General features: G+C 75.3%; 20 protein-coding genes. 6 read left to right on the top strand and 14 right to left on the bottom strand.

Translation table 11 applies throughout. The features are described from left to right. Positions 1-9 precede the first annotated feature (9 nt). The 4 genes from MicB006_RS11675 to MicB006_RS11690 form a co-directional block, all read right to left on the bottom strand. Complete coding sequence (locus MicB006_RS11675) at positions 10-1,257, bottom strand: MFS transporter (RefSeq protein ID WP_116505912.1); 1,248 nt, start codon at positions 1,255-1,257, stop codon at positions 10-12. A gap of 42 nt (positions 1,258-1,299) precedes the next feature. Next, positions 1,300-2,442, bottom strand: a complete 1,143-nt coding sequence (locus tag MicB006_RS11680; protein ID WP_116505914.1) for an RNA polymerase sigma factor — start codon at positions 2,440-2,442, stop codon at positions 1,300-1,302. Between the two features lie 8 nt (positions 2,443-2,450). Further along, positions 2,451-2,888 (bottom strand): YciI family protein, encoded by a 438-nt coding sequence (locus MicB006_RS11685; protein ID WP_192900231.1) that lies wholly within the window; start codon positions 2,886-2,888, stop codon positions 2,451-2,453. Positions 2,889-3,037: 149 nt separating this feature from the next. Next, positions 3,038-3,451 carry a DUF6069 family protein gene (locus tag MicB006_RS11690; RefSeq protein WP_116505917.1) on the bottom strand — a complete coding sequence of 138 codons (414 nt, stop codon included), beginning with the start codon at positions 3,449-3,451 and terminating at the stop codon, positions 3,038-3,040. A 169-nt stretch (positions 3,452-3,620) separates the two neighbouring features. Here MicB006_RS11690 and MicB006_RS11695 point away from each other — a divergent pair, with 169 nt between their 5' ends. From MicB006_RS11695 to MicB006_RS11710, 4 genes are all read left to right on the top strand, one after another. After that, the gene (locus MicB006_RS11695) at positions 3,621-4,724 is read left to right on the top strand and encodes a sensor histidine kinase (RefSeq protein WP_116505919.1); all 1,104 of its coding nucleotides are present in this window, start codon (positions 3,621-3,623) and stop codon (positions 4,722-4,724) included. Then, the gene (locus tag MicB006_RS11700; protein WP_116505921.1) at positions 4,721-5,389 is read left to right on the top strand and encodes a response regulator transcription factor; all 669 of its coding nucleotides are present in this window, start codon (positions 4,721-4,723) and stop codon (positions 5,387-5,389) included. The genes MicB006_RS11695 and MicB006_RS11700 overlap by 4 nt, the downstream gene beginning before the upstream one ends. 240 nt (positions 5,390-5,629) lie before the next feature. After that, the gene (locus MicB006_RS11705) at positions 5,630-6,112 is read left to right on the top strand and encodes a hypothetical protein (RefSeq protein ID WP_116505923.1); all 483 of its coding nucleotides are present in this window, start codon (positions 5,630-5,632) and stop codon (positions 6,110-6,112) included. Positions 6,113-6,188: 76 nt separating this feature from the next. Then, complete coding sequence (locus tag MicB006_RS11710) at positions 6,189-6,833, top strand: class F sortase (protein WP_116511368.1); 645 nt, start codon at positions 6,189-6,191, stop codon at positions 6,831-6,833. A gap of 9 nt (positions 6,834-6,842) precedes the next feature. On the opposite strand, the gene MicB006_RS11715 is transcribed toward MicB006_RS11710, so the two are convergent. Further along, positions 6,843-7,844, bottom strand: a complete 1,002-nt coding sequence (locus MicB006_RS11715; RefSeq protein ID WP_116505925.1) for a phosphotransferase family protein — start codon at positions 7,842-7,844, stop codon at positions 6,843-6,845. Positions 7,845-7,955: 111 nt separating this feature from the next. Between MicB006_RS11715 and MicB006_RS11720 the strand changes: the two genes are divergently transcribed. Further along, positions 7,956-8,354, top strand: a complete 399-nt coding sequence (locus tag MicB006_RS11720) for a YchJ family protein (RefSeq protein ID WP_116505927.1) — start codon at positions 7,956-7,958, stop codon at positions 8,352-8,354. Between the two features lie 87 nt (positions 8,355-8,441). Here MicB006_RS11720 and MicB006_RS11725 read toward each other — a convergent pair whose 3' ends face one another. The 5 genes from MicB006_RS11725 to MicB006_RS32305 form a co-directional block, all read right to left on the bottom strand. Continuing rightward, positions 8,442-8,831, bottom strand: coding sequence for a DUF2267 domain-containing protein (locus MicB006_RS11725; protein WP_116505928.1), 390 nt, complete (start codon positions 8,829-8,831; stop codon positions 8,442-8,444). 90 nt (positions 8,832-8,921) lie between these two features. Continuing rightward, positions 8,922-10,823, bottom strand: a complete 1,902-nt coding sequence (locus MicB006_RS11730) for a transketolase (protein WP_370013442.1) — start codon at positions 10,821-10,823, stop codon at positions 8,922-8,924. A gap of 41 nt (positions 10,824-10,864) precedes the next feature. Further along, on the bottom strand, positions 10,865-12,187 hold the full coding sequence (locus MicB006_RS11735; protein ID WP_116505930.1) for an MFS transporter: 1,323 nt from the start codon (positions 12,185-12,187) through the stop codon (positions 10,865-10,867). A gap of 201 nt (positions 12,188-12,388) precedes the next feature. Further along, entirely contained in the window at positions 12,389-13,414 is a 1,026-nt protein-coding gene (locus tag MicB006_RS11740; RefSeq protein WP_116505931.1) for a hypothetical protein, read from the bottom strand. A gap of 73 nt (positions 13,415-13,487) precedes the next feature. Continuing rightward, positions 13,488-14,129 carry a hypothetical protein gene (locus tag MicB006_RS32305; protein WP_225980705.1) on the bottom strand — a complete coding sequence of 214 codons (642 nt, stop codon included), beginning with the start codon at positions 14,127-14,129 and terminating at the stop codon, positions 13,488-13,490. 739 nt (positions 14,130-14,868) lie between these two features. On the opposite strand from MicB006_RS32305, the gene MicB006_RS31990 reads away from it, so the two are divergent. Next, positions 14,869-15,342 carry a hypothetical protein gene (locus MicB006_RS31990; RefSeq protein WP_192900365.1) on the top strand — a complete coding sequence of 158 codons (474 nt, stop codon included), beginning with the start codon at positions 14,869-14,871 and terminating at the stop codon, positions 15,340-15,342. Here MicB006_RS31990 and MicB006_RS11750 read toward each other — a convergent pair. The 4 genes from MicB006_RS11750 to MicB006_RS11765 form a co-directional block, all read right to left on the bottom strand. Then, on the bottom strand, positions 15,339-16,973 hold the full coding sequence (locus tag MicB006_RS11750) for a serine/threonine-protein kinase (protein ID WP_116505933.1): 1,635 nt from the start codon (positions 16,971-16,973) through the stop codon (positions 15,339-15,341). The two genes, MicB006_RS31990 and MicB006_RS11750, sit on opposite strands and share 4 nt — an antisense overlap. A gap of 302 nt (positions 16,974-17,275) precedes the next feature. Continuing rightward, on the bottom strand, positions 17,276-19,066 hold the full coding sequence (locus MicB006_RS11755) for a hypothetical protein (protein ID WP_116505935.1): 1,791 nt from the start codon (positions 19,064-19,066) through the stop codon (positions 17,276-17,278). A gap of 42 nt (positions 19,067-19,108) precedes the next feature. Beyond that, positions 19,109-19,549: a DUF4395 domain-containing protein gene (locus tag MicB006_RS11760; protein ID WP_116505937.1), complete on the bottom strand. Its 441-nt coding sequence runs from the start codon at positions 19,547-19,549 to the stop codon at positions 19,109-19,111. A 113-nt stretch (positions 19,550-19,662) separates the two neighbouring features. Then, on the bottom strand, positions 19,663-20,109 hold the full coding sequence (locus MicB006_RS11765) for a thioredoxin family protein (RefSeq protein ID WP_225980706.1): 447 nt from the start codon (positions 20,107-20,109) through the stop codon (positions 19,663-19,665). Positions 20,110-20,295: the final 186 nt, after the last annotated feature.

Below are 20,295 nucleotides of genomic sequence, written 5' to 3' on the forward strand. Positions count from 1 at the left end.
GACCCGCGCTCAGGCCACCGGGGCGGGCTCCTGCGGGGCCGGCTGGGCGTAGGCGGCGGCCACCGTCGCCCGGTCGAAGACCCGCCACGTCGCGGCGACCACCGCGACCGCCACCACGAAACCCACCCAGTACGGCGCGGTGATGCCGAACCGGGCCGCCACCACGCCGCCGAGCAGCGCGCCGACGCAGTTGCCACCAGCCGCGACGAACAACGTCGTGCTGCCGACCCGGCCCATCAGCGCCGGCGGGGTGAGCCGCTGCCGCAGCGAGTTCACCACGATGTTCCACAGCGCGCTGTGCGCCCCGAACGCGAACAGCGCGAACCCGACCACCGCCGCGCTGCGGGACGCGGCGAGCGCCAGGTGCAGCCCCGCCTCGATCAGCAGACCCGTCCGCACCGTCCAGGTGGGCGTGATGGCGGCGATCAGCCGGTCCCCCACCACCGAGCCGAGCACGCCGCCCACGGCCATGCAGGTGAACAACGCGCCGTAGCCGACCGAGCCGAGACCCAGCCGCTCGGTGGCGAGCAGCACCAGCACCGCCACCGCGGCGGTGAGCGTGACGTTGAGCAGGCCGATCAGCACCGTCATGGTGCGCAGCAGCCGCTGACCCCACAGCCAGCGGAACCCCTCCGCGACCTCCGCCCGCACCGAACGCCGGCCGTCCGCCGCCGGCCCGGCACGGTACGTCCCGGCGAGCAGCCCGACCAGCACGGCGCTGAGTGCGTACGTGCCGGCGTTGAGCGCGAACGGCAGCGACGCCGCCAGCACGAACAGGAACCCGCCCACCGGCCCGGCGATCATGTTCTGCATCACCTGCGTGCCGCCGCCCAGCCAGCCGTTGGCGCGTTCCAGCATCGAGCGCGGCACCACCGCCGGCAGTACCGCCTGCGCGGCGGTACGGAACACCACCTCGCCGGTGTTCACCACGAACAGCACCGCGTACAGCAGCGCGATCCCGGCCCGGTCGGCCAGCATCGCCACCGCGAGCACGGCGAGCGCGCCGACGCGTACCCAGTCGATGAGCACCATCAGCCGCCGCCGGTCCACCCGGTCGGCCAGCACGCCGCCGGGCAGCGCGAACAGCAGCCACGGCAGCCACGACACCGCCGCCCCGGCCGACACCACCAGCGGATCGTCGGTGATCGACGCCACGTACAGCGGCGCGGCCACAGTCGCCGTCCCGCTTCCCAGCGCGGACAGCGTGCTCGCCGTCCACAGTCGGGCGAAGCGCCCGCCCAGCCGTTCCCCCGTCACGGCGAGGCAAATTACCAGCGACGACGATCCCCGCCGACCGGTTTATGCGCGGCGGGAGTTGAGGCGGGCCGCCTGCCGGTTCAGGTGGTCGCGTTCGGCCAGGCTGGACGCGCGACGGGCCGCCTCCGCGTACAGCGCGGCCGCCCGGTCCGGGTCGCCGTCGCGTTCGTGCAGGTAGGCGGCCACCGCCGCGTACCGGGGCAGCGTGTCGTCCAGTGCCGCGAGCGCCGCCAGCCCGGCGCGTGGGCCGTCCGCCTCGCCGACCGCCACCGCCCGGTTGAGGCGGGCGATCGGGTTGCCGGTCAGGCGGACCAGTTCGTCGTACCACTCGACGATCTGCACCCAGTCGGTGTCGGCGGCGGTGGGCGCGTCCGCGTGCAGGGCCGCTACCGCGGCCTGGGCCTGGAACTCGCCGAGCCGGTCGCGGGACAGCGCGGTCTGCAGGATGGCCACGCCCTCGGCGATCAGCGTGGTGTCCCACCGGCTGCGGTCCTGCTCGGCCAGCGGCACCAGGCTGCCGTCCGGCGCGGTCCGGCCGGCGCGGCGGGCGTGGTGCAGCAGCATGAGCGCGAGCAGCCCGGCCACCTCGGGGTGGTCGATCGCGGCGGCGAGCTGCCGGGTGAGCCGGATCGCCTCGGCGGCCAGGTCCACGTCGCCGGAGTAGCCCTCGTTGAACACCAGGTACAGCACGCGCAGCACGGTGGCGACGTCACCGGGCTGATCGAAGCGGACCCCGGAGACGGTGCGCTTGGCCCGGCTGATCCGCTGCGCCATGGTGGCCTCCGGCACCAGGTACGCCTGCGCGATCTGCCGGGTGGTGAGCCCGCCGACGGCGCGCAGCGTCAACGCGACAGCAGACGACGGGCTCAGCGACGGATGCGCGCAGAGGAAGTAGAGCCGCAGCGTGTCGTCCACGGCGGACACCGGGCCGGGCGGCGGCTCCTCCTCGACGAGGTCCTCGCGTCGACGCCGGGCGGCGTCGGAGCGGGCCGCGTCCAGGAACCGCCGCCAGGCCACTGTGACCAGCCAGCCCAACGGGTCGCGGGGCGGGTCGGCCGGCCAGGCGCGCAGCGCCTCGACCAGCGCGTCCTGCACGGCGTCCTCGGCCGCCGCGAAGTCGGCTCCGCGGCGGACGAGGACACCGAGCACGCCCGGGATGAGGCTGCGGAGCGCGACCTCGTCCATCGGACAGGTCACTCGGTGATGGTGGGCGGCCCGGTCAGGAACGGGCGCAGCTCCAGCCACTCGTGGATCGGCTTGCCGCCCTGCCCGGGCGCGGCCGACAGCTCCCCGGCCAGCTCGACGGCCCGCTCGTAGCTGTCCACGTCGATCACCATCCAGCCGGCGATGAGGTCCTTCGTCTCGGCGAACGGTCCGTCGGTGACCGGCGGGCGGCCCTCGCCGTCGTAGCGGACGAACGTGCCCTCCGGGGCGAGCGCCTGGCCGTCGACGTACTCGCCGCTCTCCTGGAGCCGGGCCGCGAACTCCTGCATGTAGTTCACGTGCGCGGTGATCTCCTCCGGCGTCCACTTGTCGATCATCGGCATGTCGGTGACCGGGGTCGGGCCGCCGCGGTAGTGCTTCAGGAGCAGGTACTTCATGAGTGTCTCCTCGTGGAGGGTGCGACCCATTCTGGCCGCGTTCACTCCGGGGACGAAGCCGCCCGTCCGTTCTCGACATCGGTGGCGCAGGAATTTCCGGGGTCACGTCGCGTGGGGCGTCCTAGGAGGCTAGTTCTGAGGGCCGGGCCGCCTGCCCCCGTCGCGGCGGCCCGGCCCCGTCACCCGGCGGCGCGGCGCAGGCCGGTGATGAGCACCGTGCCCGCGACCAGGTGAAACGCCACCAGCGTGAGCGTCGCCGGCCGGCCCACTCCCCCGCCCAGCGGCCCGAGCAGGGGCACCAGCAGCACCAGCGCCGCGACCACCGTCCAGACGGTCCGGGCACGGGCGGTGAGCCGTTCCAGCAGGGCCAGCAGCGCCCAGCCCGCCAGCCCGGCGAGCAACGTGCTCACCGCCACCGCCACCGGCGTCACCCGCTGCACGTCGGAACCGGTGCGCGCGGTCAGCTCCACCCCGGCCAGCGGGACCGCGATCACCCAGCCCAGCAGCGTGGCCACGGTGGCGGCGAGCACCGTCAGCAGCCGCACCCGGCGGCGGGTCGGACGGGTGGCGGCGGTCGGAATCGTGGTTTCCATCGGTGGCTCCTCGGCATCGGGACGACTGCCGCCGACGCTAGGTCCGGCGGACCCCCGCGCGGATCGCGCCGCGGAGCGGTTTCCGGCTCCGTCGCCGGACCGATCACCGGCCCGGATCTCCGTCTGGCGACCGATGAGAACCGGTGAGCCCGCGGCCTAGCATCCGGACATGAGGTGCGCGTCCCGGTCCCGGTTCCTGCTGCTGCTCGACGGCGGCATCGCCACCGTGAGCCTCGCCGTGTGCCTGCTCGCGCTGCTGGCCTCCGACGCCGGCCCGGACACGAGCGGCGCGACAGCCGTCGCGGTCGGCCTCGCCGTCGCGCAGGCCAGCTGTCTGCTGTGGATCAGGCGCCACCCGGCGTACGCAATCGGCTTCGCCGCGCTGGCCGGCGTCGGCCTGGAGGCGCTCTGCCCGCAGCTCGGCTGGCTCGGCCTGGTCGCGGTGCCGATGGCGTACGTGGCCCGGCTGCGCCCGCCCCGGTACTCGCTCGTCGCGCTCGGGCTGCTGCTGGCGCCCACCCCGTGGAAGCTGGTCACCGGCGGCTGGCGGGACCTGCTGCTGGCGGTGACCGCGCTGGCCCTGGCCTGGGCGCTCGGCGAGTTGCAGCGGGCTCAGGCACAACGGCGCTGCGCATGGGAACGGCAGGTGCTGGCGGCCGAGCGGGAACGCATCTCCCGCGAGCTGCACGACGTGGTGGCGCACCACGTCGCGGTCATCGCGGTGCAGGCCGCCGCCGCCGAGGACGTGTTCGACGAGCAGCCGGAGCAGGCCCGGGCCGCTCTCGGCGCGATCGACGCGGCGGCCCGTTCGGCGCTCACCGAACTGCGGGCCATGCTGCACGCGCTCGCGCTCGACGACGGATCCGAACCGGACGGACCACAGCCGGGGCTGGCGCAGCTCGACGCGCTCGCCGACGCGGTACGGGCGGTGGGCCTGCGGGTAACGCTGCGGCGCGACGGCGACGGCGAGGCGCTGCCCGGCGGGGTGCAGCTGTCGGCGTACCGGATCGTGCAGGAGTCGCTGACCAACGCGCTGCGCCACGGGCACGCCACATCCGCCGACGTGGACGTCCACTACCGCGACGGCGTACTGCGGCTGGAGGTCGTCAACGACGGCCCGGCGCCCGCCCGCCGCCCCGGCACGACAGTCGGGCGCGGCATCGTCGGCATGCGGGAGCGGGCCCGGCTGCTCGGCGGCACGCTCGACGCCGGCCCGCTGCCGGCCGGCGGGTTCCGGGTCCACGCGCGACTGCCGGTGGAGGCGGCCCGATGACGGTACGGGTGGTGGTCGCCGACGACCAGGAGCTGATCCGCGCCGGGCTGCGCACAGTCCTCGACGCGCGGCCCGACCTGAGCGTGGTCGGCGAGGCCGCCGACGGCGTCGAGGCGGTGGCGGTGGCGACCCGTACGCGGCCGGACGTGGTGCTGATGGACGTGCGGATGCCCCGGCGCGACGGCATCGCCGCCACCCGGGACCTGGTGGCCGCCGGCAACCCGGCCCGGGTGGTCATCCTCACCACGTTCGACCTGGACGAGCACGTCTACGCCGCGTTGCGCGCCGGGGCAAGCGCGTTCCTGCTCAAGGACACCCGTCCGGCCGACCTCGCCGAGGCGGTACGCGTGGTGGCCCGGGGCGAGGCGCTGCTCGCGCCCACTGTGACCCGTCGGCTGCTGGACCGGTACGCCGACCGGCTGCCCGCGCCCGCGCCGACCGGTGACGCGCTCGCCGCGCTGACCGCCCGCGAGCGGGAGGTGCTGACACTCACCGCGCGGGCACTGTCCAATGCGGAGATCGCCGCGCGGCTGCACCTGAGCACCGCCACCGTGAAGACGCACGTCTCGGCGATCCTCACCAAGCTCGGCCTGCGCGACCGGATCCAGGCGGTGGTGCTCGCGTACGACACCGGGCTGGTCCGGCCGGAACCGCCGGTCCGGTAGGGCGAACCGGACAGCGGACCCAGACGCGCCGAACCGGGACGGCACGCCGCCCGGCCTGGCCCGGCATGTCCACCCTCCGGTGGCGGCAGGGAGCACACCGGACGGCAACGAAGATTTCTCAATTACCCCCAGTGAGCGCCGCAACCCTCCTAGTGTTGGCCACACCGGTGCTCGTCACGGAGTTGGCCACCCGAACGACGTCCCACGCCTACAGCGGACGAAAAGTGAGGGAAGACGCGGATGAAGGCACAGTCATTTCTCGGATCGGCGGCGTTCGGCGTGGGCCTCGGCGCACTGCTGCTCCCGGCCGCCGCGCTGGCGGACACCAGAGTCTCACCCGCCACCACCCCGGTCGGCGGCACCGTCGTGCTGACCACCACGTGCAACCCGAACGCCGGTGACGCGATCTTCCGGGTCACCGGCCCGGACCGGGACCAGAACGTCCGGTCCACCACGGCCGCCGCGGGCGGTGGCCTGAGCGCCGAACTGTTCACCGCCGGGTTCACGCTCGGCACGTACACGGTCGCCACCACCTGCGGCGACGGCAGCGACGGCGGCAGCGCCACGTTCACCGTCACGCCGATCGGCGGCGCGCAGGCCGGCGGCGGCGGACGCGACGGCGACACCGGGGTGCTGATCGCCGGTGGCGTGCTGGCCACCGGGGCGCTCGCCGGTGGCGCGTACGCGGTCATCCGCCGGCGCCGGGCGGGCGCCGTCGCCTGAGCGGCTCACCGAGCGACCGCCCGCGCCGGCACAACCCGGCGCGGGCGGCGCCTCCCTGCCGGACGGAGGTGGCACCCTGTCCCCGTCGCAACACGGCGGCCGATCCCGGCTGCGCACCGCCGTGGTGGTCAGCGCCGTCACGGTGGCCGCCGCCACCGGCGCCGGACTGGTCTCGGCCGGGCTCGGCAGCACGTCGACGACACCACCGCAGCCCGGCGCGTCCGCCGCGCCCGCCACCGAACGCCCCGGGACCGCCGGAGCGGCGCTGCCCCGATCCGCGCCGGTGCGGGTCACCGTCCCCCGCATCGGCGTCGACGCCGAGATCGTGCCGGTGGCCACCGACGCCGACGGCGCGCTGGAGGTCCCGCCACTGGAACGCCCGGAGGTCACCGGCTGGTACCACCCCGGTCCCGCCCCCGGCCAGGCCGGCAACGCGGTGCTGGTCGGGCACGTCGACTCGCAGCACGGCCCGGCGGTCTTCTTCGACCTCGGCCGGCTGCGCCCCGGCGACACGATCCGAGTGCTGCGCGCCGACGGCCGGACCGCGACGTTCACAGTGGACGGCGTCGGGGCGTACCCGAAGGAACGCTTCCCCACGGCGCGGGTCTACGGCGGCGACGCGGCGCCCCGGTTGCGGCTGATCACCTGCGGCGGGCGGTTCGACCCGCGGACCGGCAGCTACCCGGACAACATCGTGGTCTTCGCCACCGCCGCCCGCTGACCCGGCCGCTCAGCCCGCCAGGTCGTCCAGTTCCGCGCCGAGCAGCTTCGCCAGCAGCTCCACCCGGCCCGGGTCGCTGTCGGCGGTGATGTTGCGGCTGGGCATCTCGACGGTCATCAGCAGGTAGAGATAGAGCCGGTAGAGGCCGAGCCGCCGCCGCACCCCGGCGTCGAGCGGGAACGGCGCCACCGTCCGGTAGGCGCGCACCAGCGGGTCGCCCGGCTCGTCCTCGACGCGGCGGAACAGCAGCGGCGACACCAGATCCATCAGCGGATCGCCCCACAGGTACCGTTCGCCGTCGACCAGCCCGCTCAGGCGCGGCTCGCCGTCCGGCCCGTCGACGGCGAGCACGTTGCCGGCCCAGCCGTCGAAGTGCAGCAGCGCCGGGCGGCGTGCCGCGTCGAGCACCCCCGCGTGCCGCGCCACCAGCTCGCGGACCCGGGACGCGGGCACCGGCAGCGGCACCGCCCAGTCGGCGGCGTCGGCGAGCATGTCGTCGATCATGGCCGTGTAGGCGTCCCGCCACGTCGCGCCGCCGGCCCGGCCGCCGTCGTAGCCGTACCGCTCGCCGGTGACGGCGTGCAACGCGGTCAACGCGAGGCCGAACTCGGCACGCAGCGGCCCGACGTCCGCGCCGGCCTGCGTCAGGTCCCAGAGGGTACGACCGGGCAGCCGCGCCATGAGCAGCCAGTCGCCCAGGTCGGGGTGGCGGCCGTGGTGCAGCAGCGCCGGGGCCGGCACCGCGGGCGCCCGCGCCGCCACCAGGCGCAGGTAGTGCGCCTCCGCGCCGATCATGTCCCGCTCGTAGCGCAGCAGCGGCACGTGCGGCGGCGGACCGACCTTGAGCACCACGTCCCGGCCATCGGCCAGGCGTACCCACCAGACGGCGGCGAAGCCGCCACCGGACAGCGGACCGCAGCCCTCCACCTCAGCGTCGGGCCCGAGCGAGGCGGTCAGGTAGCGGCGGACCTGCGCGGGATCGAGGACACGCTGAGTAGGACTCACACTCATGGTGCAGAAAGCGTAGTGCGTCCGGGGCTTAAGGAAGGGCCCCCTGTTAACGCCTCCGGTAGAGGAAGGGCCCCTTCTTAACACCTCCCCGCGGCTTGGGAGAATCGTGGCATGGCGAAACGGGGTGAACGGACGACGGCCTGCCCGTGCGGCACCGGCCGGCCGTACGCGGACTGCTGCGCCCCGGTCCACCGGGGTGAGGCGACGGCGGCGACCGCGGAGGCGCTGATGCGGTCCCGGTTCAGCGCGTTCGCGCTCGGCGACGCCGCGTACCTGCGGCACAGCTGGCACTCGACGACCCGGCCGGAGCGGCTGGAGCTGGACCCGGGCACCCGCTGGCTGCGGCTGGAGATCCTGGAGACCGGGCAGGGCGGCCTGTTCGACAGCGCCGGGACGGTCCGGTTCCGGGCGCACTACCGCGAGGACGGCCGGGCGGGAGTGCTGGCCGAGCACAGCCGCTTCGCCCGCGAGGACGGCCGCTGGGTCTACGTGGACGCGCCGCCCGAGTGACGCCGCACGGCCGGGAAGCGCTGGGCGTTAACAAGGGGCCCTTCCTCTACCGGAGGCGTTAACAGGGGGCCCTTCCTTTCACGGGGGCTAAGCGGGGCGCGGGGTGGGCTGCGCCAGCTCGCCGATCTCGCGCGGCAGCTGGGACAGCGCGCGGTTGAACCCGGCGGGCCCGAGCACCCGGTGCAGCGCCTGCAGCACCGCCCGGGCGCCGCGCTCGGCGTCGGACGGGGTCGCGCCGGAGCGCTCGGCGACCCGGCGCAGGAACTCGTCGTACCCGAAGACCTCGGGGTCCTCGACCCGGGCGCGGGCCAGCAGCGGACGCAGCTCGTGCGCGACGTGCGCGGACAGGTCGTCGGCCTCGCCGCCGCTGATCCGTTCGGCGAGCGTGCGCAGTGTCGCCTCGGTCAGCGCGCGGGCCGTCTCCACCGGCACGCCGGCGCGGGCGGACACCCGCGCGTAGAACTCCGGTTCGGCCATGGTCGGTTCCTCCCGTCGCAACGGCAGCGTGGCTACCCGCCGCCGGCCGCGGCAAACACCGCCCCGAGCCAGGACCCGGCGAGCACGATCTCAGGCCAGGGACCGCGCCGCCGAGACGATCGCGCCGACGCCGATGCCGGCCAGGTCGAGCTGCTGGGCGGGGGTGCCGGAGCCGGGCAGCCCGCGTACCGCCAGGTGGTTGACCCGGGCCGGTTCGCCCAGGTCGGCGAGCGCCTCCAGCACCGCGGAGCCCAGCCCGCCCTGCGGGTAGTGGTCCTCGACCACCACGAGCCGCCCGCCGGTCTCCACGACGGTCTCGGCGAGGCGCTGCCGGTCGACCGGCTTGATCGAGTACATGTCGATCACGCGCGCGTCGATGCCCTCGCGGGTCAGCTCGTCGGCGGCGGCGAGGCAGAGGTGCACCGTCACGCCGGTGCCGAGCAGCGCCACGTCGCCGCCGTCGCGCACGATCCGGCTGCCGCCGATCGGGAACGGCTCGCCGTCGTCGTAGAGCACCGGGTACTTGCCGCGCGTGGTGCGCAGGTAGCTGATGCCCGGGTGGTCGGGAAGCTGGGCGACCAGGGCCGCGCAGGAGACCGCGTCGGCCGGGCTGAGCACCGTGGAGCCGGGCACCGCGCGCAGCGCCGCGATGTCCTCCAGCCCCATCTGGGAGGGACCGTCGGGGCCGATCTCCACCCCGGCGTGCGAGCCGACGAGCGCGATGTCGGCCCGGGACACGCCGGCCATCCGGATGAAGTCGTACGCGCGGGTCCAGAACGCGGCGAAGGTGGCCGCGAACGGCCGGTAGCCGCGTACCGCCAGGCCCACCGCCGCGGCGGCGGGCTGCTGCTCGGCGATGAACATCTGGAAGAACCGGTCGGGGTACGCGGCGGCGAAGCGCTCGGCCCGGGTGGAGTCGCTGACCTCGCCGTCGAGCGCGACCACGTCGGGCCGGGCCGCGCCGAGGGCGTGCAGCGCGTCACCGTACGCGTCCCGCGTGGCCACCTTCGTCCCACGCTCGTACCGGGGCAGTTGCGGCTGCCCGTGCTCGGCCGGGGCGGTGCGCGGCGCGGGCGGTGGCTTCGGACCGGCCACCCGGATGCGCCGGGGGCCGCCGAGCGCCCGCACGGCCCGGTCGGCCAGTTCCGGGTCGAACGCCTTGCCGTGCCAGGCCGGGTCGTTCTCCACCTCCGGCACGCCCTTGCCCTTGACCGTGCGGGCCAGCACCACCATCGGCCCGGTGGCCTCGCGCGCCTGCCCGTACGCCTCGTCGATCGCGCCCAGGTCGTGGCCGTCGATGACCATGGCCCGGCAGCCGAACGCCTCGACGCGACGCCGGTAGGTGTCCAGGTCCCACTCCAGCTCGGTGGGGCCGCGCTGGCCGAACCGGTTGACGTCCACGATCGCGGTGAGGTTGCGCAGCCCGTAGTGCCCGGCCTTGTCCAGCGCCTCCCACACCGAGCCTTCCGCGGTCTCGCTGTCGCCGCAGAGCACCCAGACGTGCGCGGGCGACCGGTCGAGGTACTGGGCGGCGAGCGCCACCCCGACGCCGACCGGCAGTCCCTGCCCGAGCGAGCCGGTGGCGACGTCCACCCACGGCAGCACCGGCGTGGGGTGGCCCTGCAGGCGCGACCCGGCCTGCCGGTACGTCTCCAGCAGCTCCTGCTCGCTGATCGCGCCGGTGGCCCGGAACACCGCGTACAGCAGCGGCGAGGCGTGTCCCTTGGAGAAGATCAGGTGGTCGTTGCCGGGGTTGTCCGGGTAGGACCAGTCGTAGCGCAGGTGCCGGGCGACGAGCACGGCGAGCAGGTCGGCGGCGGAGAGGCTTGACGTCGGGTGCCCGGAGCCGGCCGTCGTGCTGCACCGGATCGCGTCCACCCGCAGCTGGGCTGCCAGCTCCGCCAGCCCGGTCAGGTCCTCGTCCTGCAGCATGCGCTCTGCTTCCAACGTCACCGCGATCGTCTCCCCGGGGTCGCCGATTTCCGGACCCACGCTAGGCCGCAAACGCGACCATTGGTCCCTTTTCTGGCTATTCATGCTCGTCCGGTGAGCAGCCAGCACGCCACCAGCAGGTACGGCAGCACCGCGACCGCGAAGGCCGCCGGGTTGCCGACCGCGCCGGCGAGCAGCCCGTACCCGCCGTAGAAGGCGACGACGGTCAGGTCGGTGGCCATCCCGGCGAGCGAGGTGACGGTGGCCCGGGCCGACCCGGCGATCCGGGCCTGGAGCCGCACGTCGGCGAGCACCGTGGCGAGCTGGAACGCGGCGAACGCGGCAGCCAGCAGCAGGAAACCGGCCGGATGCCGCAGCAGCGCGCCGGCCGCCGTCGCGCCCGCCGCGAACACCAGCAGACCCGCGTACCCCCGGTGGGACAGCCGCTCGCCCAGCGGTGCGAGCAGCCCGCCCACAGTCATCCCGGCCCAGACCAGCAGGAGCAGCAGCGGCACGCCCACCTCGGCCATGCCGGTGTCGGCGGCCAGCAGTCCGGTGTACTCGTCCAGCCCACCCCAGATCGCGGTGACGGCCGCGACAAGCAGCACGGCGGCGCGGACGCGACGGTCGGCGCGCACCTCGCCGAGGCCCAGGCGCAGGCTGTCGAGCCAGCCGGGCTCGTCATCACCCGGCCGCTCCCCCGGCTCGTCACTCGAGACCGGCCCATCGGGCACGGCGCTCGGCGTCGGCGCGGCCACGGCGGCGCGCGGAAGCGATCCGCCCGGCACGACGCTCGGGAGCGGCACGACCGGCGCGACGGCAGGCAGCGCCGCGACGGGTGGCGGGCGGTGCTCCGGAAAGCGGGCCGCGACGGCTGCCGCCACCAGGCAGGCCGCCACGCTGGCCGCGCCCACCGCAAGGTAGCCGCCGAGCGCGTACACCGGCCCGGCGAGCACCCCGGACCCGACGGCGCCGAGCACCTCGGCGGTGCGGGCACGGCCGATCAGCCGGGCGTACCGGTCGGCCGCGCCGAGACGCTCCAGCTCGGTGAAGACCAGCGCCTCCAGCGCGCCCGAGCGCAGCGCGCCACCGGCGCCCCAGAGCAGGAAACCCACGGCGAACGCCGGGTAGGACGGCAGCAGCACCCAGAGCGCGAAACCGGCGGCGGCGAGCAGCGGCGCCAGGCACAGCAGCAGCCGGCGCGACACCGCGTCGGCCCAGACCCCGGAGGGCACCTCCAGCACGATGCCGGCGGCCGCCCAGAGCACGAACAGCGAGGAGATCTGCCCGACCGACAACCCGGTGTCGGCGAACAGCAACACGTAGAGCGGGTAGAGCAGGACCAGGTCGGTGAGGAACGCGTACCCGTAGAGCGTCGCCGCCAGGCGGCGGGTCGCGGGCACGCGGGCAGGAGCGACGAGCATGGAACCTTCCCACGGGACGTGACGGACACCGGCCGGAATGCACGGCGTCCGCGGCGGCCCGCGGCCTCGTCGCTCAGTGAGGCATCAACATCGCCAGGTCATGCCGCGATCCTAACCGGCGTCCGGCCCGCAAGAGGTCCCCCGCACACGCGGATCGGGGCGGGACCCTGCGGTCCCGCCCCGAGTGTCACGGCTGCCGGGTCAGCGGCGGAACTTCTCCACGTCGGCCTGCGGGATGACCATGGTGGCCTCGCTGTCCGCAGCCTGCTCGGCGGCCGGCTGACGCGGGGTGGTCGGCTGGGCGCGGTCGGAGTCCGCGTACGCCGGAATGTGCTGCGTGGCCTCCACGCCCGCCTGCGGCGGCACCGGCGCGGTGACGTCGGCGTCGCCCGCGGCCGTCGCCGGCTGGGTGCCCGGGTACGCGGGGACGGGCTGCGTCCGGTCCGCCTCGGTGTCCCGGCTCACCGGCTGGGTCAGCTCGGAGTCCGCGTACGGTCCGGCGGCGGCCAGCCGGGCCTCGACGTCGCGGCGTCCGGCCTGGTACGCGCGGGCGTGCGTGGCGATGGTGCGCGACTCCTCCTCGGCCCGGGTCAGCCAGTTCTCCCAGCGGCTCTGCATCGGCCGGATCAGGCCGCCGCCGACACCGACGACCAGGATGCCGCCCACTGTGGCGAGCACCGCGATCAGCACCGGGGTGGTGACCGTGGTCGCGACGCCGATCTGGTTGAGCGCGGCGATGACGCCGAGGCCCAGGATGAACACCGAGGCGAGGTTCGCCAGCACCCGGCCGTAGGAGAGGCCGCCGAGCGCGCTGGAGATGATGTCCTTCACGGCACGGGCGATGGCCGCGGCGACCACCACGATGACGATGGCGACGAACGCCCGGGGCAGCCAGGCGATCACTCCGGCGATCAGGTCGGAGATCGGGTTGGGGCCCCAGATGCCGAACGCGAGCTGGAGCGTGACCAGCAGCACCCCGTAGTAGGCGAGCTTGGCGACGATGTCGCTGGCGTCGTACTTGGAGCGGGCGAGCGCGGTCTTGATCCCGCCGCGCTCGACGGCGCGGTCGAAGTGGACACGCTCCAGAACCTTGTCCACCAGCTTCCGGACGGCCTTGGCGACCAGCCAGCCGGCGACCAGGATGGCGACGAACGCGACCGCCTTGGGCAGGAACAGCATCACCGATCGGAACGCGTCGCCCACCGCGTCCCCGAAGTTGTCTCTCATCGAAGGGCCTCCACGCACATGGTCCAGGTTTGTTCGGGTGGGGCTACCCGGACCCGCGCGCGGGGAAACGCGGTCAGCCGCCGGGGCAGCGGTAGCTGACGCGGGCGCCGGCCTGCATCGGCGCCGGTTCGATGATGTTGACGGTGGCCGTTCCGCTGGTCGTGCCCACTCCGGTGAACGTCCATTTCAGGGTGAGGGTCGCGGTGTGCTGCCCGCTGCCGGCCCGCTCGGTGAGCAGCGCGCCGGGCGGGGCGTCCGAGCGGAACCACTGGTAGCGGATCGTTCCGGCGCGCCCGTTGGTCCGTACCGTGGCCACCACGTCCACCGTCACGTCGCACGCGACGCCGGCCGGCCGGGTCGCCGCCACCGACACCTGCTCGACCTCCATCGGGCGCAGCCGCTGCCACAGGTAGAGGCCGACCGTCAGCAGCAGCGCGGCGGCGAGCAGCGTGGACAGCACCGAGACGACACGCCGCCAGACCGGCCGCGGCCGGATCGGGGGCGCGGTCGGCCAGGGCGGTGCGGGCGGCGGCGTCACCGGCACGCCCGGCCCGAAGCGCAGTTCGCCGCCGGGCGCGGGCGCCGGGGCGCCGCTCACCGCCCGCGCGCCCACGGTCCGATCCGGGTACGCCCCGACGCCCGTCACCGTCGGCGGCCCGCCGGCCTGGTGCCCATGCGGTACGCCGGTGGGCTGCCACGACACGGTCGGCTCCACGCCCGGGCCCCTGGTCGGCGGCGCCGGCCGCGGACGCACTGTCGCCTGCCCGGTCGCGGTGCCCCGGGCCGCGGTCGGAGCCGTTGCCTGAGCCTGAACCGGGGGGGCCTGGGGCTGGGGCTGGGGCTGCGTCGGAGTTGGAGTCAGGGCCGAGGCCGGGGCCGGGGTCGGGGCCTGACGGAAAGGTACCGTCGCCTCGCCGACCGCGCCCTCGGGAAGCGGACGCAGGCTCACTGTCGGCTCCTCGGCCGGGCGGCCCACGACGGGACGCAGGCTCACCGTGGGCTCCCCGGCCGCGTTGTCCGGGACGTGGCGAAGCTGCGTCGTCGCCTCATCCGTGGGGGCCGGGCGCAGGCGCGCTGTCGCCTCCCCTGCGGTGCTTCCCGACGCGGGCAGATGTGCCGTCGGCTCGCCTGCCGTGTCACCCGGAACCGGACCCAGGCTCACCGTCGGCTCTCCCGCAGCACTGCCCGAGGCCGGGGTCTGGGCCGTCACGTCGCTCTGCGCGCCGGACCGAAGGTCCGCGGTCGCCTCTTCCGCTGAGCTGTCCGCGGCCGGACGCGGGACGCCGGCCGGCTCCCCGGCGGCCGGTGCCGTTCTGGCCGGAGCGGTGAGGTCTGCCGTGCGGTCGTCCTCGGCCGGGATCGGGCTCAGGTGGACGGTCGGTTCGGCAGCGGGCGACCGTTCCGCCTCAGGCCGGGCGAGATGCACGGTGGGTTCCGCGTCGCCGGTGTCCGCCGTGGCCGCACGTGGAACGGTCGGCTCCGCGCTCACCGCGGACAGGGGCACTGTCGGCTCCGCACCGTCCACGGCGAGCGGCACCGTCGGCTCCGCGCGATCGACGGCGATCGGCGAAGTCGGCTCCGCACCGTCCACCGGCACGGACACGGTGGGTTCCGCGCTCACCCCGGACAGGGAGACGGTCCGGTCCGCGCCGCTTGCCGGCAACGACACAGTGGGCTCCGCATCGTCCACGGAGAGGGGCACCGTCGGCTCCGCGTTCACCGAAGACAGAGAAACCGTCGGCTGCGCCTCGGTGGTGGCGCGGGGCGCGACGAGGTGGACGGTCGGCTCGGCGGTGTCGGCGTCCCCGGGTGGGGTCACCGGCAGGGCGCGGGTGGGCAGCGCCTCGGTGGGCTCGTCGGGCCGGGTCACGCCGGCCGTCCCCGGAACGGGCTGCGGTGCTGGGCAGCGGGCACTGTCGTACTCCTAGCCGGGGGTGCAGTCGTGGTAGAGCGTCACGTACACCGGTGACGCCGAGGTGGTGGTGTTGCCGGCGGCGTCGGCGGCGGTGACGCGGATCGGGATGCGGGCGCTGCGCCTGGGTGTGGACAGCGGGCCCAGCGTGCCGGTGAACACGCCGCGGCCGGCGGCGGCCATCCGGATCGTTCCGGTGGCGCCGTCGAGGGTGTAGCCGAAGTCGACGGTCAGCGCGGCCGGGCCGCTGCGGTCGTCGGTGACGGTGGCGGTGACGGTGCTGCTCTTGGCGCCGTAGGGGCAGCCCTTCGGGTCCAGCTCGCCCGGGTCGGCGCGTACCCCGTCCACGACCGGCGCGGTCACGTCCGGCGGCGGCGGGCTGGTGCTGCGTGACGCGCTGGGGGTGGGCGTGCCGGTGCGGGTCGGCGACCCGGTCCGGTCGGGGGTGGCCGACGGCGCGTCCGGTGACGCGGTGGACGGGGTGGGCGTCGGCGACGGGCTCGGCGTCTCGGCGGCGGTCGGGTCCGGTGTGGGCGGCGCGGCGGTGGCCGGGGCGGCGGTCGCCGGGCCGGTGGGGGCGGCGGCGTCGGTCCCGTCGTTGGCGGCGTAGCTGTAGCCGGCGCCGCCGGCCAGGACGGCAGCGGCCAGGGCGCCGGCGGCCAGCGCGGTACGGGTGCGGCCCTTGCGGAACAGTCCGCGCCGGCCGGAGCGCGCGCCGAGCGCCGTGTTCGCCACCTCGGTGTGGGCGACGGCGGTGGCGCCCTCGGCCCGCTCGGGGAACGGCCACAGCGCGGCCAGCAGCGCTGCCCGGCGGCCCAGCTCACGCAGCCCGCGTTCCTCCCATTCCGGGCCGTAGCCGACGCCGGCCACCTGTTCCAGCAGGCCGAGGAACGCCTCGGCGGACTCGGGCCGCTCGTCGGGGCGCTTGGCCATGCCGTGGCGCAGCAGCTCGTGCACCGGCGGGGGCGCCGCCTCGGCGGGGATCGGCGCCAAGGCGTGCTGGTCGCGCAGGGAGAGCAGGTCCGGTCCCTGGTACGGGGGCCGCCCGGTCAGGCATTCGAAGAACGTGGCGGTGGCGGCGTAGACGTCGCAGGCCGGGGCGGCGGGGGCGCCGGTCCACTGCTCGGGGGCCATGTAGCGGGGCGTGCCGGAGACCGTGGTGTCGGAGCCCTCGCCGATCGGCATGGCGATGCCGAAGTCGGCGAGCTTGCTCAAGCCGGCGCCGGTGACGAGCACGTTCTCCGGCTTGTAGTCGCGGTGCACGACGCCGTGGCGGTGCGCGGCGGCCAGACCGGCGAGTGAGCCCTTGAGGACGCAGAGCGCGGCCTCGGGCGTGGTCGGGCCGTGCGCGCGCAGCATCTGGCGCAGCGACACGCCGTCGACGAGTTCCATCACGATGGCCGCGCCGTGCGGGGACTCGACGTACTCGTAGAGGCGGCTGACGTGCGGGTCGTCGATCTCGCCGAGCAGCCGGGCCTCGGTGCGGAAGGCGGTCCGGAACGACGAGTCTTCGCCGAGGTCGCGGACCAGGTACTTGATCGCGACCGGGGTGCCGGTCCGGTCGTGGGTGGCGAGCACGACGCTGCCGGACGCGCCGGCGCCGAGCCGGCGGACCGGCGTGTAGCCGGACAGTTCCCAGCCGCTCATGCGACAGACTCCACCGCGTTCCACGGGCGGGTGTCGGATGCCGCCTCGCGGGTCATTCTCACCGGGCCGGGGCCGCCGGCCATCGGCGCAACGGCTGCTTCCGGTCGCCGGTCGGCGGCTCGTTGGTCGCGCGGCGCGGCGCGGCACGACAGGTGGTCGGTATCGGACACACCGCCACGATTACCAGACCCCGGCAACCACCCTCACCTCGTTGATCATGAGGTTGGCGGGGACAAAAGGGACCGATGTCGCCGTCAACCTCATGATCGACGGAGCAGAGGGAAGGCCGGAAGGTGGGCGGGTCAGAAGCGGCGGGGTGGGGAGATGCCTGCCGGTGGAGGGGTGCGGAGCAGCCAGATCGGGTTGCTGGCACCTACTATCTCGCCCTCGCGGTCGCGTACCTGGGTGCGTACGTACGCGCCGGCGCCGACGCGCACCGGCAGGTCGTGCCAGCCCTCCCGTAGCTGCCGCCACGGGACCTGCCCGACCCGGACCGCCGGAGTCGGATCCGCGACACCGGCCCGGTCGACCTCGCCGGTGACCACCTCCAGTGTGGCCCCGGCGGGCAGGTCGGTGGCGCGCAGCCGCACCGTGACGGTGTCCTCGGCGAGCACGGCGAGCGCGCCCATGCCGCTGCGGCCACCGAGTTCCAGGTCCAGCGCGCCCCGGTAGCCGGCCAGGTCGGCGAACCACGCCTGCCCGGCGCGCAGCGCCGCGACCAGGTCGTCGCGGCCGGTCGAGGCCGCCCAGACGGAGGTGATGTTCCGGTCCCGGCCGGCCCGCCAGTCGGTGCCGTCGTGGTCGTCGGTGACCCCGACGGCGGTCAGCGGGATCGCGTTGCGGGCGGCCACGTCGTACGCCCAGAGGTAGTCCTCGACCGGCCGGCGCCCGATCTCGATCAGGTCGACGCCGAGCGCGTTGCGGCTGACCAGCAGCCGGGCCAGTGACTCGCGGCGTTCGGTGTCCAGCGGATGGTTCCAGCAGACCACCCCGCCGTGCGAGTGCAGGAACTCCACCATCTTCTCGGTGGCCTCCACGTCGTTGTCCCGGTACGGCGGGGACGGGAAGCTCGGCAGCGTGCCGTCGCCGCCGAACCAGTTGAGGTGCCGCACCATGGACACCTCGTACGCGCGGTGGTGGGTCACGCCCGGGTACGCCCCGTCGTAGCCGCTCAGCACCTCGGCGCGCATCTCCTCGCCGGCCTGCCCGGCGCGGCGGGCGCGGTCGAAGGCGAGCCGGTCCACCAGGTACGCGCCGCGTGCGCCGCCGGACACCGTGACGCCGAGGCGCAGCCCGCGCAGCGAGTTGTCGCCCGCGACCAGGTCGGGCCAGAGCCGCCGCACGTCGGCGAGCAGCTCGAACGTGTGCCGCCGCCAGGCGCCGGCCGGGGCGGGTCGCTCGACGGTGCCGAAACGGCCGTCGACCGAGTGGCGGACCGCGTCGACGCCGCCGAGGCGGTACCGCAGCACGAGCTGCCCGGCGGGTCGGCCGGGTCCGGCCGGGTGGTGCGACAGCGCGATCTCCACGGTGAGCGTGGCGTCCGGGCCGGCCGACTCGGGGCGTACGTCGAGGTGCAGCGTGGTGTCGGAGATGTTGGAGGTGTGCGTCCAGTTCCACGCCTTGCCCGCGTACCAGTGGGTGCCGGTCCCGGCGGCGACCAGGCGCAGCGCGCGGCCGGGACCGTCGGGGGCGTCCGGCACGTCCACGAAGTCGGCGGCCGAGGCGGTGAGCCGGCCCTCGGTGGCCGGCTGCCAGGTCCAGGCCAGGCCGCCCTCGCGTTCCTCGGGGCCGTCGAAGTGGACGACCCGGCGGTGGTCGTGGGCGGCGACCCGGAAGTCGTGGTCGGTCCACCAGAGCACGTCGACGGCGTTGCGGCGGGCCTGGTCGAGGTGGGCGGCGTAGCTGGCCACGCCCTCGCTGAACGAGGCGTGCAGGTGCATCGCCATGCTGACCGGCCGGCGTCCGCGCGGCGCGGGCGGCGGCGGCCGGTCGTTGGTGGCGGCCAGCCCGACCGGCACGCCGATCCCGGCCACCGCGAGGCCGCCCGCCGCGACGAGCACGCTGCGCCGGTCCAGCCGTGCGCGACCTGCCATGCCTCTCCCCCATCCCGCCGGGGCCAGCGTACGGGCGGACGGTCAGCGCGGGCGCGCCGCCACCCGGCCCGCCAGCGGCCGCCCGGCCAGACGGCGGATCGTCAGGTACGCCTCGCAGCCCAGGCAGAGCCCGAACGCGGCGTTGAGGAACGCCGCGGCCAGCGCCGCGCCGGTGGCGGCCAGGCCGAGCGCGGGCAGCCCGGCGAGCCAGCCGGCCGCGCCGACGACGCTGAAGACCAGGCCGACGAGCTGGGCGAAGCGCACCGGCGCGACCGGCTCCAGCTCCGCCGGCGGGTCCAGCCGGGGCGCCACCAGGGCACGGAACAGCAGGCCGTACGGGCCGAGGCGCGGGTTGAGCGCGGTGAGCGCGAACACCACGGCCTGGGCGAGCAGGAGCAGCCCGGAGCCGGTGACGAGGACGATCGCGAGGACGACTGTGGTGAGGACGGCGGCGAAGCGCGGTCCCCGAGGATCGAGCAGCATGGGGTGGTCCGTTCGTGCGGGGGCGGTCGGTCAGGCGGGACGGACCGGCGCGCAGAGGCTCGCGGCGAGCCGGCCGTGGTCCACCACCCGGCGGCGGGTCAGCCGTACGCCGGTCATCGGGCCGCCCCGGCGGTGAGCGCGGCGATCAGCTCGTCCCGGTCGGGCACCCCGGCGGCGCGGCGCACGATCCGGCCGGCGCCGTCCACCACGAGCACTGTCGGGGTACGCCACACGTCCAGCTCCCGGGCCGCGTCGAGGTGCTCGTCCACGCCGACCTCAAGCACCGTGACCCCGTCGAGGCGGGCGGCGACGTCGGCGAGGACCCGGCGGGCGGCCCGGCAGGGCGCGCAGACCGGGGCGGAGAACTGCACCAGTGTGCGCTCGCCGGGGCGTACCCCGAGGGCGGTGAGGGTGGCGAGGTGCGGCGCGTCCGCGTCCGATGGGCGCTTCCGGACGGCGTGCAGCCGCCCGTCGTGGCGGCGGCGCCACCAGCCGAACGCGGTGGCGGCCGCGAGCACCGCGACGAGCACGAGAATCCCGGCTGGGCTGGGCGACTGCACGGGTCCAGGCTGCCACGGCCGATCACGACGCGACATGGTCCGTCCCGGTCAGCGGACGTGACATCGCCTACTCCGGCGGTAGGAACGGACGGCGAACGTCGCTTTTGTCCTCTGGCGCGCCGCGCCGCTCCGGCAATATTCTCCACCTCGCGCGCATCTGATGGAGTTCCTTTACATCACTCGGCC

The sequence above is a fragment of the Micromonospora sp. B006 genome, assembly GCF_003408515.1.
GTDB lineage: Bacteria > Actinomycetota > Actinomycetes > Mycobacteriales > Micromonosporaceae > Micromonospora > Micromonospora echinospora_A.